13 protein-coding genes and 2 riboswitches are annotated in these 15,145 nt (G+C 33.7%); of the genes, 5 read left to right on the top strand and 8 right to left on the bottom strand.

Annotation, left to right across the window (positions count from 1 at the left end):
• Positions 1 to 41 precede the first annotated feature (41 nt).
• Positions 42 to 187, top strand: a riboswitch (adenosylcobalamin (AdoCbl) riboswitch).
• A gap of 81 nt (positions 188 to 268) precedes the next feature.
• Positions 269 to 676 carry an acyl-CoA thioesterase gene (locus AC1QSP_RS10970; RefSeq protein WP_322971261.1) on the top strand — a complete coding sequence of 136 codons (408 nt, stop codon included), beginning with the start codon at positions 269 to 271 and terminating at the stop codon, positions 674 to 676.
• A 125-nt stretch (positions 677 to 801) separates the two neighbouring features.
• Complete coding sequence (tnaA, locus tag AC1QSP_RS10965) at positions 802 to 2,178, top strand: tryptophanase TnaA (RefSeq protein WP_484080404.1); 1,377 nt, start codon at positions 802 to 804, stop codon at positions 2,176 to 2,178.
• A 36-nt stretch (positions 2,179 to 2,214) separates the two neighbouring features.
• Here tnaA and AC1QSP_RS10960 read toward each other — a convergent pair whose 3' ends face one another.
• The 7 genes from AC1QSP_RS10960 to AC1QSP_RS10930 form a co-directional block, all read right to left on the bottom strand.
• The gene (locus AC1QSP_RS10960; protein ID WP_484078721.1) at positions 2,215 to 3,648 is read right to left on the bottom strand and encodes a M28 family peptidase; all 1,434 of its coding nucleotides are present in this window, start codon (positions 3,646 to 3,648) and stop codon (positions 2,215 to 2,217) included.
• A gap of 92 nt (positions 3,649 to 3,740) precedes the next feature.
• Positions 3,741 to 4,226 (bottom strand): hypothetical protein, encoded by a 486-nt coding sequence (locus AC1QSP_RS10955; protein ID WP_484078720.1) that lies wholly within the window; start codon positions 4,224 to 4,226, stop codon positions 3,741 to 3,743.
• Entirely contained in the window at positions 4,204 to 4,701 is a 498-nt protein-coding gene (locus AC1QSP_RS10950) for a lipocalin family protein (RefSeq protein ID WP_484078719.1), read from the bottom strand. The genes AC1QSP_RS10955 and AC1QSP_RS10950 overlap by 23 nt, the downstream gene beginning before the upstream one ends.
• Positions 4,702 to 4,754: 53 nt before the next feature.
• Positions 4,755 to 6,209 (bottom strand): T9SS type A sorting domain-containing protein, encoded by a 1,455-nt coding sequence (locus AC1QSP_RS10945; protein WP_484078718.1) that lies wholly within the window; start codon positions 6,207 to 6,209, stop codon positions 4,755 to 4,757.
• Between the two features lie 93 nt (positions 6,210 to 6,302).
• The gene (locus AC1QSP_RS10940; RefSeq protein WP_322971265.1) at positions 6,303 to 6,791 is read right to left on the bottom strand and encodes an inorganic diphosphatase; all 489 of its coding nucleotides are present in this window, start codon (positions 6,789 to 6,791) and stop codon (positions 6,303 to 6,305) included.
• Positions 6,792 to 6,833: 42 nt separating this feature from the next.
• Positions 6,834 to 9,386 (bottom strand): DUF5686 family protein, encoded by a 2,553-nt coding sequence (locus AC1QSP_RS10935; RefSeq protein WP_484078717.1) that lies wholly within the window; start codon positions 9,384 to 9,386, stop codon positions 6,834 to 6,836.
• A gap of 80 nt (positions 9,387 to 9,466) precedes the next feature.
• Positions 9,467 to 10,447, bottom strand: coding sequence for a pyruvate dehydrogenase complex E1 component subunit beta (locus AC1QSP_RS10930; protein WP_484078716.1), 981 nt, complete (start codon positions 10,445 to 10,447; stop codon positions 9,467 to 9,469).
• A gap of 137 nt (positions 10,448 to 10,584) precedes the next feature.
• A riboswitch (cobalamin riboswitch) is annotated at positions 10,585 to 10,774 on the top strand.
• A gap of 35 nt (positions 10,775 to 10,809) precedes the next feature.
• Between AC1QSP_RS10930 and AC1QSP_RS10925 the strand changes: the two genes are divergently transcribed.
• Positions 10,810 to 12,609, top strand: coding sequence for a TonB-dependent receptor plug domain-containing protein (locus tag AC1QSP_RS10925; protein ID WP_484078715.1), 1,800 nt, complete (start codon positions 10,810 to 10,812; stop codon positions 12,607 to 12,609).
• A 4-nt stretch (positions 12,610 to 12,613) separates the two neighbouring features.
• Complete coding sequence (locus tag AC1QSP_RS10920) at positions 12,614 to 13,669, top strand: YncE family protein (protein WP_484078714.1); 1,056 nt, start codon at positions 12,614 to 12,616, stop codon at positions 13,667 to 13,669.
• A gap of 31 nt (positions 13,670 to 13,700) precedes the next feature.
• On the opposite strand, the gene AC1QSP_RS10915 is transcribed toward AC1QSP_RS10920, so the two are convergent.
• Entirely contained in the window at positions 13,701 to 14,600 is a 900-nt protein-coding gene (locus AC1QSP_RS10915) for an EamA family transporter (protein ID WP_484078713.1), read from the bottom strand.
• Between the two features lie 99 nt (positions 14,601 to 14,699).
• Here AC1QSP_RS10915 and AC1QSP_RS10910 point away from each other — a divergent pair, with 99 nt between their 5' ends.
• On the top strand, positions 14,700 to 15,140 hold the full coding sequence (locus AC1QSP_RS10910) for a nucleoside deaminase (RefSeq protein WP_484078712.1): 441 nt from the start codon (positions 14,700 to 14,702) through the stop codon (positions 15,138 to 15,140).
• The last annotated feature ends 5 nt before the right edge of the window (positions 15,141 to 15,145 follow it).

Genomic DNA, 15,145 nt, shown 5'->3' with positions numbered 1-15,145 from the left:
ACGTTAATTAAAACATTCCTTTACACGAATCTCTCTATCTTTGCAAAATGCTCGGACTCAACAATTGGGGAATCGTGTGAAAATCACGAACTGTCGCGCAACTGTAATTCATGATCGCATGAAAAGTCAGATTACCAATTGATGGGCCTAATGGATAATGCTTTCGCGGATTGAAGCTCTATTCAAATGAGATTTTATTCTCAATCACCACAAAAACATTATCACATATACATTTTAATAGAAGTAGTGTGTAGATATGATTAAAGAAATGGAAAGTAAAACAAGAGAGGAGTTAATTGAACAACGAATTATTGAATCTGAAACACGTGTTTTTAAAGCTGTTTTTCCTGGAGATACAAATCACCATAAAACAATGTTTGGTGGTGCAGTAATGTATTTAATGGATGAAATCGCTTTTATGACAGCAACGCGTTTTTGTCGTAAGCCTATTGTAACGGTAAGTAGTGATAAAATTGATTTTAAACATTCAATTCCTGCAGGTACATTAGTCGAATTCGTAGGGAAAGTAGTACGTGTAGGTCGTACAAGTTTAGATGTACAGATTGATGTTTTTATTGAAAGTATGTACAGAGATGGTCGTGATAAAGCCATTACAGGTACATTTACTTTAGTTGCCATCAACGAAAATAAAAGACCAGTTCCCGTAATTGACTAATTAATCAGAAAAAAATAAAGTCCTTAACCTTATAGCGTTAAGGATTTTTTATTTTACTCCAATTTTTAGTCATTTTTCTCGTTTAGCTTTTATAAATTTAACATTCAAAAGCAAACAAAAAAATGATGGAACTACCTTTCGCTGAACCATTTCGAATAAAAATGGTGGAAGAAATCTATCCTTCGACACGTGAAGAGCGTGAAGCATGGATCAAAGAAAAAGATTATAACTTATTTAATCTTGAAAGTCAAAAAGTCTTTATTGATTTATTAACTGACTCCGGAACAGGAGCAATGTCTGATAAACAATGGGGAGCAATGATGACAGGTGATGAAAGCTATGCTGGATCGCAATCGTTTCAAAAATTAAAATCTACGGTAAATCAGATCACTGGATATGAATATGTGTTACCAACACATCAAGGACGTGCTGCAGAAAACGTATTATTTTCTGCCTTAGTCAAAGAAGGAAATGTTATTCCTGGAAATTCACATTTTGATACAACAAAAGGACATATTGAATTTAGAAAAGCCCATGCTATCGATTGTACAATTGATGAAGCGTTTGATAGTGAATTAATTCATCCGTTCAAAGGAAATATCGATCTTCATAAACTTGAAGAAGTTTATAAGAAATATGGAAAAGAAAATATCCCTTTTACTTTAATCACGATTACTTGTAACTCATCTGGTGGTCAACCAGTTTCTGTTGATAATATCAGAAAAGTTAAGGCCTTGTCCGACAAATACGGAATTCCGATCTTCTTCGATTCTGCACGTTTTGCTGAAAATGCATATTTTATTAAAGAAAGAGAGGAAGAATTCAAAAACGCAAGCATTAAAGAAATTTGCAAAACCGTTTTTGCTTTAGGTGAAGGGATGACCATGTCTTCAAAAAAAGATGGATTAGTTAATATTGGTGGATTTATTGCACTAAACAACGAAGAGCTATATAAAGTATGTGGTAATTTTGGAATCATTTATGAAGGCTATTTAAGTTATGGTGGATTAGCTGGTCGTGACTTAGCAGCTTTAGCACAAGGTCTAAATGAAGCGACAGAATATCCTTATCTCAAATCTCGAATTTCACAAGTGGAGTACCTTGGAAACAAACTAATTGAATATGGAATTCCAATTCAACAACCAATTGGTGGACATGCCATCTTTATAGATGCTGTAAAATTTTTACCTCATGTTCCACGTGAAGAGTTTCCTGCTCAAACCTTAGGAATTGAATTGTATAAAGAAGCTGGGGTAAGAGGTGTAGAAATTGGAACGATATTAGCCGATCGCGATCCAGAAACGAGAGAAAATCGCTATCCCAAATTAGAATTATTGCGTTTAGCTATTCCAAGGCGTACATATTTCCAAAGTCATATGGATTATATTGCTGTTGCATTAAAAAACATTTTTGATCGTCGTGAAGAAATCAAGTCTGGTTACGAGATTACTTGGGAAGCTGATATTTTAAGACATTTTACAGTTAAATTGAAAGAAAAATAATCTTCATAAAAAATCCACCAAATGGTGGATTTTTATTTATTTCCATCTCCAATCACCTGAAATACGCAGGGGAGTTTCTAAATTCCCTTTAATCATTTCATTTTTAGTCTCTTCATCTGTCCATCTTTTAGAAGGAAATTGTGATGAATTACTTAAATTATAAAGTAAATATGTTTCTAAAATCACGTTGTTTTTTAAACCAACTTCTTCCACAAAATCAAATGTATCACAATCGGCATGGTAACAATTTAATGCCCCTTCTTTAAACTGACTATCAGACAAACCAATAATCGGAATTCCTGCTAACATAAAAGGCTGATGATCTGAATGCAAACCAACATTTACAACTGAATTCTCTTTAAAATCAGTTATATATTGACGCACATCTTTAGACAAATGATCTAAAAATCCTTTTGAAGAATTCATTGTTGAAAAATAAGATTTTGGATTTGTTGTCATATCCATATTAGACATCGCTTTAATTTGCTCTATTGAACCATCTTTTAAAGCTTGATTTACATAATGTTTAGAGCCTAGTAAACCAATCTCTTCCCCCATAAAAAGTACGAATTCTATTGTTCTTTTATTTTCTAAATTCAACGATTTGTAAGTTCGAGCCACATCTATGATTGAAAAACTACCAACACCATTATCAATTGCACCATTGGCTAAATCCCAACTATCCAAATGTCCTCCAAGTACAATTTTTTCTTGAGGTAATTCTTTTCCTAATCTACGAGCAATTACGTTGCGTCCCTTCATTGGTCCCACATCATTTTTCATATCTATTTTGGCAACCATTTTTTGAGATGCAATCATTTGCTTGATCTTCAAACCATCTTCATACGAAATATTTATAGCAGGAATATCGATAATATCACCCGTCACAGATGCTGTCCCTGTTAATAAAATTCCACCTTTAGCCTGGTTATACAAGATTATACCTTTTGCTCCATACTTTAAAGCCAAGGCCGTTTTCTCTGAACGATGTAAATTCTTAACCTCTTTTGATGTACCCTCCATTAAACCTAAAGAAGCAAATACAATTTGACCATCTAATTTCTTACTTAATTTTAGATAATCTTCTTCAAGTCCATTTCCTAAATCCACCAATTCTGACTCAACTTGTGCTAAGGCAGGAGAATGAGCTAAGGCTACAGATTCTATTTTTTTTCCATTGATTTCTAATTCAAGACTTTTTCTATTCCAACCATTAAATGAGAATTCTTGAAAAGTAACATCATAACCATATGATCTTAAAATTTCTGCTGCAAGTTCTTCAGCTTCAATTCCATTTTTTGTCCCAGTTGCACGGTGACCAATTTTTTCGGTTGCTGATTTAAGTAATTGATACGCTTGTCCATTCTGAGATACTTCGGTATTGATTTGATCTAAAATGAATTGATTAGATTGCGCTTTTAACGATATTGTAGTTAAAATCGTACAAGCCAGTATTGGTATTATCTTCATGTATTAATATTCTACATTAAACTTAGCTATAATTCTCATATTTGTATTTATCTCAAATAAAAAATCCACCTTTAAAAGGTGGATTTTCATATTTAATTTATTCTTTTATAAGTCTCATAATCATACCATACTTGACCATTTGGCATATTTAGCTTATAGTAATATACTCTCATTTCTGTATTTGAAATTTTCTTGTAAAAGAATTTTCTTTTATACTCTGATGTATTGATTTTAAATTCGCCATCACCTAATTCGTATGGGAATTTCATCGTTCTAAATTCACAACCATTATTATAATGGATCAAATGATTTTCTAAAAAATCGTCTGAAGTAAATTGAATTTTTTTCTGTTTCATACACGCCTGACGATTAGGTTGTGCAAAGGCTTCTATGGTTGAATCAATCAGTACGTCATTCTCAAATTTATAGGTACCTACATTTTCCCATTGCCATATTCCTTCTAAATAATTGGAGTTCGAATTTGAATTGCTATCATCATCGCTATTACAAGAATATAACCCTAATATTCCCAATAATATAAATAGTATTTGTAATTTATTTTTCATAATAAGTAACATATAATACACTTCTATCTTCCTCACTCCAAGACGGTTGTATAACTTCTAATTTATTTTGATATAAACGTTTAACTTGATATGTAACAGAAACCTCTTGTCCGTATCTTATAAAATTTAAAGTAAATGTTTTACCGCTTACTGAAAAAGTTCCCATATAGTATGTAGGAGAACAACTATTATCATAACCATTATAATAATAACTTACCTGCGTAAATGTATTATCAGATGGATTGAATTTTAGATACCCTTGATATACACACTCTAACCCTTCTTCTGGAACAACGGTATTATGATAGCCTGGAAAAAAATCATGATAAATCCCTTCTCCTTTAAAATTCCAAGTTCCCATTAACAAATCCATGTTAACCTCATCCGGAATTTCGATGGTATCTGTGTTTCGATTATTATCGTCATTATTGGAGCAGGATATAAATCCTAATAACGCGATTAAAATAGTGAATAACTGTAACTTCATATAATAGTGTTTTAAGACTTATAACAAATTTATTACCAATATATTATAAAAGACTAATGATTTATTATCATTTTATAAGTAGATGATGTTGTTTTTAAAACGTAGACCCCTTTACGAAGCGAAGTGTTTACTGAATTTTTCCCTTGAATCAATGCACCCGATTTCATTAGTTTTCCAGTCAAATCATAAATTTGATACTGATCATTTATTTCTGATTCAATCACAAATTGTCCTTGATTTGGATTTGGATAAATTTTTATTTTTGTAGGGATAATCTCTGTCGTATTTAATAAACACCCATAGTCAGAATAATCGACTAATCCCAAAGTAGAGTCGTCATTGTAATGCACTATAACCTCTTCCACTCTTTCGTCTGTCAAGACCGGATCCCAACAATTTCCTTTAGCTGAAATTTCGACAGGAGAATTATTATAAAGAGCATAAATTACCCCTTCATTCCCATTATTTTCGAAAACATTATTGCCATAATTTGTTTCGTCTCCTAAATGGATATAAGCTCCATTACCGATGTTCGTAATTCCCCAAAGATTTCCTTTGATTTCATTTCCTAGAATATTAATGACATAATCTTCTGGGTTCTGAGCCAAATAAATATTAATGCCACTTCCTCCATTAGCAGGGATAGGTTCTGTGTTGTTATCAATTATTTGGTTATTGATGATATTTCCTTTCGTATTACCACCAGAAGCTGTGATTCCATATCGGTTATCTTTTATAAGATTATTCTCAATCCATAATTCATTATTTACTCCTAATAAACTCGAGACAGACACACCTCCTACACGTGTTAAGGAACGATTCCCTAAAATTGTATTTCCTATGATTCGCGTGACACTACCTGTACCACTTGGTCCCATATTGATTTGTGGACGATTGGAATTGGATTTATTATTTCCAACCAAATAATTATTGAAATAGTTTAAGGCAACGGACTGATTGGCGCCTGAAGCAACTGCTGGAGTATCATTTTCAATGAATCGAGAATTTTGAATGGTAGGATTTCCTGCTGAAAAATTAATTGCTGCTCCAGTAGATATCCCTGAATTTTGATAAGATACTTCCGATTGGTCCATAAAGAAATTTTCACCCAATACTCGAATTCCTCCACCATAGGTCATTTTAAATTTTGTAAATTGAGCTGTAGAAGTATCTTCTAAACGTAGACCTTGGAAATAAGTCGAACCTGGTTGTGTAGATGTAAAATGAACCTCTTGAGGAGCATTAATCTGAATATTTCCAGCAACTGTAATTAGTTTACCTTCTGCAATGGCTAAAACATAGTCGGTTTCAGCTAAAAATGTATCAGATTCACTGATGGTTAAATTTTCTGATAATACATATCGATTGGTTGCTTGATCATAAGTGATAATATCCGTTAATTGATCCAATTGATCGATCGTATAAGTTTGTCCAGTATTTGGAGTTGTATATTGTCCAAATACCATGGCTCCGATTAAAGCCAAAGAAGCTGTAAAAATTTTCTTCATGTTAATTCATATTTGTGTTAACATAAAAGTAAGTAAATCAAATAAAAAAGCCACTCAATTGAGTGGCTTTACTATATTTAGAAAAATCGAATCTTAGTGACCTCCTTCTGTTTTGAAACGCTCAACAGCTTCGTGGAATAATTTTTCAGCTTGCGCTTTATCACCATATCCTTCTACGATACATGTTTTGTTTTCTAAATCTTTGTATACTTTAAAGAAGTGCTCAACTGCTTTTAAAGTGTGCTCGTTCATATCGTTGATATCTTCTAATTTGTTCCAAGTTGGATCAGCAACTGGTACACAAATTAATTTCTCATCACGACCTTTGTCATCAGACATGTTTAAAACACCAATCGTTTTAACTTCGATTACACAACCTGGTACAGTTGGCTCAGTTAAGAAAACTAATACGTCGATTGGATCACCGTCTAACGCTAATGTGTTTTCTACAAACCCGTAATCTGCTGGGTATTGCATTGGAGAATATAATACACGGTCAAAACGGATTCTTCCTGTTTCGTGATCCATTTCATATTTGTTGCGAGATCCTCTTGGGATTTCAATAATCGCGTCAAAAGTCATTTTTAACTTATTTAATATTTATTAATCTTTAAATTCAATACTTTAGAAGTCCCATTGTAATCCTAAAGTCACCCCAAATTTACGAACATCTGGCAAATTATTATAATTTCCGCGCCAATTAAAATCAATTCGAATCGGACGAATATTTCCCCACCCTATATTTTCGATTCCAAATCCATATTCATAATAGATTTGTTGATTCGGTGCGAAGTAATTAATCGTTGAACGATTGATGTTGATACTTTTCTCAGAGATATCACCATAAGCAGCTCTTAAAAAAGCGACTTCTCTTAATTTTAATTTTTTAATAAGCGGTAATTTGTTTAAAATCCATCCATTAAAATGATGTTCCCAATTCATTGTTATATATTCATCCGTCACGAATTCATAGTAATCCAATTGTGAGAATGTACCATAAACCTGACCATAACTTTCGTTCCCGGGAATCGCACTCAATAACGATAAAGGTACACCTTGAAAAGTTTTCCCAGCTTCTACCGTTAATAACGATCTTCCCAATGAGCCTACTAAAATCGGTTGAGTGTATAAAAATTGGATTTTATCAAATTCAAAATCAGAATCGATTACACCTTTCAACCCTTTGGTATAACGTAACATCAATGTTGGCGCTAAAGTCGTCATCTCCAAACGATCAATTCCATACTGTGAATACTTTGCTCCAGGCTTAGCGATAATCGAAAAACTGATGGATGAATTGGTTAAATTTTCTTGTACCACACCATTTTTATCATAGGCAATAGAAAAATATTCACGAGATGCCGGTTTTATGCGTTGATAATTCCCATCTAATCGGAATATTACATTCTTCCATGGCTCAATCGATGCATACACATTGGTTAAGTTATTGGAACTTAAAAAAAAGTTATCTCCTTGATTGATAATGGATGAAGAGGCAAAACTTCGCGTCATAATTCCATCCGATGCCGTTAATTGTGCGGCTAATTGTTCTACATCGCGTTTTGTACCAATTCCGACTTGAAAACGATTGTACTTATTGAACATAAAACGTAAATCAGCACCATATTTAAATTTGTTATCATCAAATCCATACGCTAAAAAACCTTGCGCACGCCACATATCATTCTGAGAGAAATAGGTTCTTGCGCCCGCTCTTAAACGAAACCCTTCGATTTTATTATATCCGAATGAATTGTATAGATTTCCAATATCAATATTTCCTACACGATAATATCCTGAACCTAATACTTCTAACGTCTTTACAATCCGATTGAATTTTGGAATCTCATTCAATTGATCCAACGTTTCATAAATTCCTTCTTGATCCTTCGTAAGTGCTTCTGGTCGATTTGCTGCCCAATAAGAAGAATCTTTTGTGTTTACAGCATTTAAAGCAGGATCAATACGTTGGGCATAATAGTCATCCGGCTGTCGACTTTCCAAATCATAGTTGTAATAATTCACTGTACGATGCGCAAATAAACCTTTCGAACTCTCTTTTTTAGAAAGTATGGTCATATCCAACATTGCATATTCCTTTTTGGGATAGAATACCGAATCATTGACAATATCAAATTCTAAGGCCATAAAAATATTACGTACAAAATTGACATTCATATCCTTTGTTGTTTCCAAATCAATGGATTTAACGGCATATGAATCCTTGGCGATATACATATCACCTTTAAATGTCAATTCTCCTTCTCGACGTGGAAAATATTTGATACGATAGGTTTCTACTCCATCAATATCAATGGTATCTTTTAATTCGTAATCGTATACGGCAAAACCATCAGTTGCAATAGGAGACACAAATTTGATGTTGAGAAAATTTAAGCGATTATCGTAAATATTAACATCTTTGAATAAATTTTTTACCGTAGCAGATACAGCATCATTGTTTTCGAAACCAGATGTTTTATTGGCTTCTAATACACGACGCTCTAAACTTTTGGGTTGATTGATTCCCTCTACTTTATAAATGGATTCATTTAAAAATGCGGGTAAATAAGTTTTACCATTCACCGATGAAGTGTCTACTTTTTCGAAAACAAATTCAAAACCCTTAAAGATTTTGCGTTTCATAAAAGCAGAATCAATGTTGCTCAAATCAAATTGCAACTTTTCGTATTCATTATACGAATACTGTGGAATTTTCTTTAGACCATTGGTCTTACGCCTTGCCCATACTTCTCGAAGTATAGCATAAGCAGGATTTTCTTTTTTCTTAACCCTTTGCTTTTTCTTACCTGTAACAGTTGCAGTACCTAACGCAATTCCATCCCCTGAATCATCAATAAAGTCACTAGGATCTTCTGCTTCCAATTCTAATTCAGCTAAAAAATTAAAGTCAATCTTTTCTACAATTTCATAATCATATCTCTGATAACCAGATTTTGTGATCACTAATTTATTCGTATTACCTGTGGATTCCACGTAAAAAGATCCATCCGAATTTGTTGTTGTCCCTACTTTTAGTTCAGGTAAACGAACGTCAGCATAGGCCACTGGCTTTCCCGTTGTGGCTTCTAAGACTTTTCCTTGGATTTTTACTTGGGCATAAATGAAATATGCACCGAATAAGAGTAGTATAGAAAAATAGTTTTTGGTTGACATTTTTGTTAAATCGAGTTAAAAAAATAAAGCCTAGCAAAATACATGCTAGACTTAATTTATAATGATGTTAATAATTCATATTACGACTTGTACATCACAGCTTTAACCGCGTCTACCACTTCTTTCGCTTGTGGGAACCATTCTTGGAATAAGTTTGGTGCGTATGGAGCTGATGTATCTTTCGTTGTGATACGTTTGATCGGAGCATCTAAATAATCAAATGCTTTTTGTTGAACCATATACGTAATTTCAGTTGAAACAGAAGCAAAAGGCCAAGCTTCTTCTAAAATCACTAAACGATTTGTTTTCTTAACAGATGCAATGATTGTATCATAATCCATTGGACGTACTGTACGGATATCAATGACTTCAGCTTCAATTCCTTCTTTAGCTAACTCTTCTGCAGCTAATAAAGCTTGCTTCATAATTTTACCAAAAGAAACGATTGTAACATCTTTCCCTTCACGTTTGATATCTGCTTTTCCAATTGGAATTAAATATTCCTCTTCTGGAATTTCCATTTTATCACCGTACATCTGCTCTGATTCCATAAAAATAACAGGATCATTGTCGCGGATTGCTGATTTTAATAATCCTTTTGCGTCGTATGGATTAGAAGGGACAACAACTTTAAGTCCTGGTACATTTGCATACCAATTCTCAAATGCTTGTGAGTGAGTTGCTCCTAATTGTCCTGCTGAGGCTGTAGGTCCACGGAAAACAATTGGACAATTCCACTGTCCACCAGACATTTGGTATATTTTTGCTGCGTTATTTACGATTTGGTCGATTGCAACTAATGAGAAGTTAAATGTCATAAACTCTACAATAGGACGACATCCTGTTAATGTAGAACCCACTGCAATTCCTGTAAATCCAGATTCAGCAATAGGAGTATCAATAACACGTTTCGGTCCGAATTCATCTAACATTCCTTTTGAAGCTTTATAGGCACCATTGTATTCAGCAACCTCTTCCCCCATTAAGTAGACAGATTCATCGCGACGCATTTCTTCACTCATTGCTTCAGCGATTACTTCTCTAAAAGTTTTTATAGCCATTGTGATTTGATTTCGTTACTTTATTTTTTTCCTAAAGCAAATGTAATAAAAAAGTTAGGAAATATTAATTTATATCTCAAATAGCGGGTTAAAGAAATAATTTAGGCCTTAAATCTTTGAAAATTTAAAAAATCGTTTAGTTTTGTAAATGCAATGGTGCTCAGAAAATTGAGTTAAAAGGGAATTTGGTTCAAATCCAAAACTGTCCCCGCAACTGTACGTTTCAAAACTATTCTTTTTATACTTCACGCCACTGTTTTTAGATAAATGGGAAGGCTTAAAAGAATTGAAACAAGTCAGGAAACCTGCCATTCGTTAACCCTAAATTTTAAACACTTTCGGGGAGAAAGGTGTCAAAACATATGAAAAAATATTTCATTTTATTGGTTTTAGCTGCGACCGTTGCTTTTGGTCAAAGTGATTCGATCCATTTACAAGAAGTCGTTCTCACGGATCCTTTTTTATCGCATCACTACAAAAGCCAATCGCAAATCAAATTAAACGATAGCATCTTAAAGAAGAACAATGCCTCATTGAGCCAATTGTTGCAATTTGAATCCCCCGTCTATTTCAAAGAAAACGGTGTTGGAATGGTTTCTTCACCTTCTTTCCGAGGCACTTCCGCATCACAAACGGCGGTTATCTGGAACGGAATTAATATTAACTCTTCCATTAATGGACAAACTGATTTTTCTCCAATTAATGCTAAATCCTATGATGCTATCATTGTGAAACCTGGCGGTGGAAGTATCGCCTATGGTACAGGAGCAATCGGTGGAAGTATTCATTTAATGGATCAGATGAAGTGGGATAACCAACTTTCTCAATCCTTAGATTTAAATTACGGGAGTTTTGATTCGTATCAAGGAAATTATCAACTGCATTATGCCAAAGATAATTTTACTTCAACTGTCGGATATGCTCGTTTTCAATCGGATAATGATTATAAAATTAATAATCACCTGAAAAAAAATCGAAACGGAAAATATTACTTTAATACGATCGATGCCCATGCTGGAATTAGATTAAACGATCATCAATTGCGTTTGTATTCCCAATTCAATTTTGGATCACGAGAATTCAGCTTAACGGATCAGTTTGAAACGCCCACAATGTATAGCAATCAAGATTATCGCATCATGGGCCAATGGTTAATGAAAAGCAACCGTTGGAATTCCGATTTAAAATTAGCGTATACACACGAATCCAATCAATTTTATCCGAATCGAAACAGTACAACCACACAAGATTTAGAAGTCAACAATTGGATTGCAAAATATTATTTGAATTATAACTTCTCGCATAAACAGTCGTTGAGTTTAATTGCTGAAAACACGTATTCTAAAGGTTTAGGAACAAACATTTCGACATCTGATCGTAATATGTTTGGATTAGGATTACTTTACAAGTATGAACTTTCTGATCAACTGCATTATGAAGCAAGTATTCGACAAGACTTCTCATCAGTCTATGATGTTCCGTTTACTTATGCATTAGGCATCAATTATAAGCCGGTCGATCGGTACCAAATCCGTTTAAACGTTTCGAACAATTATCGCATTCCAACATTCAATGATTTATTTTGGGAAACTGGTGGTAACGAAGCATTAAAAGCCGAAAAAGCATTTCAGTTGGAATTAGGAAATGATTGGAAAGCAAAAAATTTGAACATCCAAACCAATATCTATTACAATGATATAAAAGACATGATTCAATGGATTCCAAACAATCAATCGTCGTATTGGACTCCTGTTAATCACAATCATGTGAAAACCTATGGCGCTGAAATCATCGCTGATTATCAATGGAATCAATTGTCATTTCGAGGACTCTATTCTTATACGGAATCAAAGAATCAATTGACAGATAAAACTTTAATGTATGTTCCAAAGCATCAGTTTCATATCAATGCGAATTACCAATGGAAAAAATGGAACATCTATATGCAAAATCGTTGGATCGATCAAGTGTATACCCAAACTGACAATCAAAAAACCATTCCAAGTTATTGGACTTCAAACGTCGGTTTAGGGTATGCATTTAATTCCATTTTCCGAACACAATTTACAGTAAACAATATTTTCGATCATGCATATCAGAGTATTGAAAACCGTTATATGCCTGGAATCAACTATCAATTCGCAATAAACATCAAACTATAATAAAATGAAAAATTTCAAATTTCTACTTTACGCCTTCATCGCTACTACAATTACATTACAATCGTGTACTTCGGATGATGATACACCAACAACAGCACAAACAGGGGATTATCATGAGGGAATCTTTGTCTTAAACGAAGGTGCTATGGGAAGCAATAATGCTGAAGTCACATTTTTTAAAAATGGAACAGCAACACAAAATATTTTTAGAACAGTAAATCCTTCTCAAACTTTAGGAAATGTTGCGACGAGCATGCATTTTGATGATGATAAAGGATATATTGTCGTAAACCTTTCCAACAAAATTGAAGTGGTGGATGAAAACACTTTTCGTTCAGTAGGTACCATTGCATCAAATTTAAATAATCCCCGATATATCGCTTCAGATGACCAAAATATCTATGTAACAAACTGGGGAGATGCCTCTAACCCAAATGATGATTTCATCGCTGTTTTCCGTAAAGCAGACTTAGGATTCGTTAAAAAAATTGAGGTTATTGAAGGTCCAGATCAAATCTTAGTAGAGAACAATCAATTGGTTATTGCCCATTCGGGAGGTTGGAGCAACGGAAATTCTGTTTCTATTTATAACTTAAATTCTAATACTTTAAACAATGTAGTGGTGGGTGATGTTCCATCTGCACTTGTTGAAGAAGATGGGTTCGTATATGTATTATGTTCAGGAGTGACGTGGGGTGGAGATGCCTCTCCAGGAAAATTAGTTCAATTGAATTTAGCAACTCATTCAGTCGCTAAAACATTAAACTTTTCAGAAGGTCAAAATCCACGTTTCTTAGCCGAAGAAAATGATCAATTGTACTATACTTTAAATGGTGCAGTGTACAAATTGTCTACGCAAGCGACTACATTACCTACAACACCTTTATTCAATTCTAACGCAACGTACATCTATTCATTTGAAATCATCAACAATGCCATTTATATTGGTGATGCTAAAGATTTCGCCTCAAATGGAGAAGTACAATACTACAGCTTAGTTGGGAATCGTTTAGGAAGTTTTTCTACAGGTATTGGACCTAATTTTATCACAAAAAATTAATCCTTTTTATCATATACCAAAAATCCGAAGCTTATGCTTCGGATTTTTTTATGGTATTTAATATTGTTTGAGCATTGAAGACCAAAATAGCAATCAAAACCAATGCATATCCTAAAATCTGAATACTTGTAATCGGTTCTTTGTAATAAGTGATGGCTAAAATAAAATTCATGATCGGATTCAAATAAATTAAGATTCCTACCGTCGAAGAATTAATTCCTTTTAACGCAAAGTTATTTAAGAACATCGGAATAACTGTAAATAGAAATACAATGGCAAAAATGCATTGATAAAATATTGGCTCCGTCGGAATGGATCCTGCAAATAAGAATACCATCGGTAACATCAGTACAGCTACAATAGACAATTGTGTCATTAATAAATTAAAACTGTCAAATCGATTCAAGCTGCGTTGAATAATCAAATAACTTGCAAAAGTCACCGCAACAAATAAACTAAATAACAAATCCGTAAAATGTCCAAACGAAAGAATTGTACATGCTATCCCACTAATTAATACAGCCAACCACTTAATTTTTGAGAGCTTTTCCTTTAGTATCACAAAAGCCAATACGGTAGTTACGATGGGACATACCAAATAAGACAAGGATGCGGCTTGTACACTGACATGATTCATAACGATAATAAAAACCAACCAATTCGACATCAGAACAATTGAACCACCTACAATCAATGCCGATAATTTCTGCTGCTCCTTTTTTGACAACGAGCGAAACAATTGCCAATCTGAACGCATTTTATGGCGACGAAAAATCACATTAATTCCGATTAAAACCAATACACTTAAAAAAAGACGATAAAACAATATGTCCAATGACTGATAATGTGCAATGGGTTTTAAACCAAAACTAAAAAATCCCCACAAAAAGTAAGCGGTTACAGCAGAAAAGATGTATTTTGATTGATTCATAAAGGTGCTTTAGTATAATTTACGCACAAAAGTAAAGGATTATCTGTTGCCGATTTCAGATAAATAAGAAGATGATTACCTTTGTTGAAAATTTAACACATGGCAGATTTATTTTCGGACGAGTACTTTATGAGAATAGCATTAAATGAAGCGGTAAATGCATACGAACGCGATGAAATTCCAGTTGGTGCTGTCATCGTAAGCAACAACAAAATCATTGCAAAAGCTCATAATCTAACCGAAACTTTAACCGATGTAACGGCCCATGCCGAAATGCAAGCCATTACTTCTGCAGCCAATTATTTGGGCGGAAAATACCTGCAAAATTGTACATTGTATGTGACTTTAGAACCTTGTGTAATGTGTGGAGGTGCTTTGTATTGGAGCCAAATTTCGAAAGTAGTGTATGGAGCATCGGATCCTAAACGTGGATTTAAAGCCAAAATTGGTGAATTACACCCCAAAACAGAAATTATTTCTGGCGTGATGGAAGATGAATGTGGTGAAATTATGAAAGCTTTTTTTCAGCGTAAACGATAATTGGC

Source organism: Faecalibacter sp., from assembly GCF_057177045.1.
Note: the sequence above shows the minus strand (reverse complement) of the source record. Positions and strands in the feature narration are given on the sequence as shown.

Coding starts and splice junctions, on each gene's coding strand:
- AC1QSP_RS10970 (WP_322971261.1), top strand. CDS start 269: ATGGAAAGTAAAACAAGAGAGGAGTTAATTGAACAACGAATTATTGAA.
- tnaA (WP_484080404.1), top strand. CDS start 802: ATGGAACTACCTTTCGCTGAACCATTTCGAATAAAAATGGTGGAAGAA.
- AC1QSP_RS10960 (WP_484078721.1), bottom strand. CDS start 3,648: ATGAAGATAATACCAATACTGGCTTGTACGATTTTAACTACAATATCG.
- AC1QSP_RS10955 (WP_484078720.1), bottom strand. CDS start 4,226: ATGTTACTTATTATGAAAAATAAATTACAAATACTATTTATATTATTG.
- AC1QSP_RS10950 (WP_484078719.1), bottom strand. CDS start 4,701: ATGAAGTTACAGTTATTCACTATTTTAATCGCGTTATTAGGATTTATA.
- AC1QSP_RS10945 (WP_484078718.1), bottom strand. CDS start 6,209: ATGAAGAAAATTTTTACAGCTTCTTTGGCTTTAATCGGAGCCATGGTA.
- AC1QSP_RS10940 (WP_322971265.1), bottom strand. CDS start 6,791: ATGACTTTTGACGCGATTATTGAAATCCCAAGAGGATCTCGCAACAAA.
- AC1QSP_RS10935 (WP_484078717.1), bottom strand. CDS start 9,386: ATGTCAACCAAAAACTATTTTTCTATACTACTCTTATTCGGTGCATAT.
- AC1QSP_RS10930 (WP_484078716.1), bottom strand. CDS start 10,447: ATGGCTATAAAAACTTTTAGAGAAGTAATCGCTGAAGCAATGAGTGAA.
- AC1QSP_RS10925 (WP_484078715.1), top strand. CDS start 10,810: ATGAAAAAATATTTCATTTTATTGGTTTTAGCTGCGACCGTTGCTTTT.
- AC1QSP_RS10920 (WP_484078714.1), top strand. CDS start 12,614: ATGAAAAATTTCAAATTTCTACTTTACGCCTTCATCGCTACTACAATT.
- AC1QSP_RS10915 (WP_484078713.1), bottom strand. CDS start 14,600: ATGAATCAATCAAAATACATCTTTTCTGCTGTAACCGCTTACTTTTTG.
- AC1QSP_RS10910 (WP_484078712.1), top strand. CDS start 14,700: ATGGCAGATTTATTTTCGGACGAGTACTTTATGAGAATAGCATTAAAT.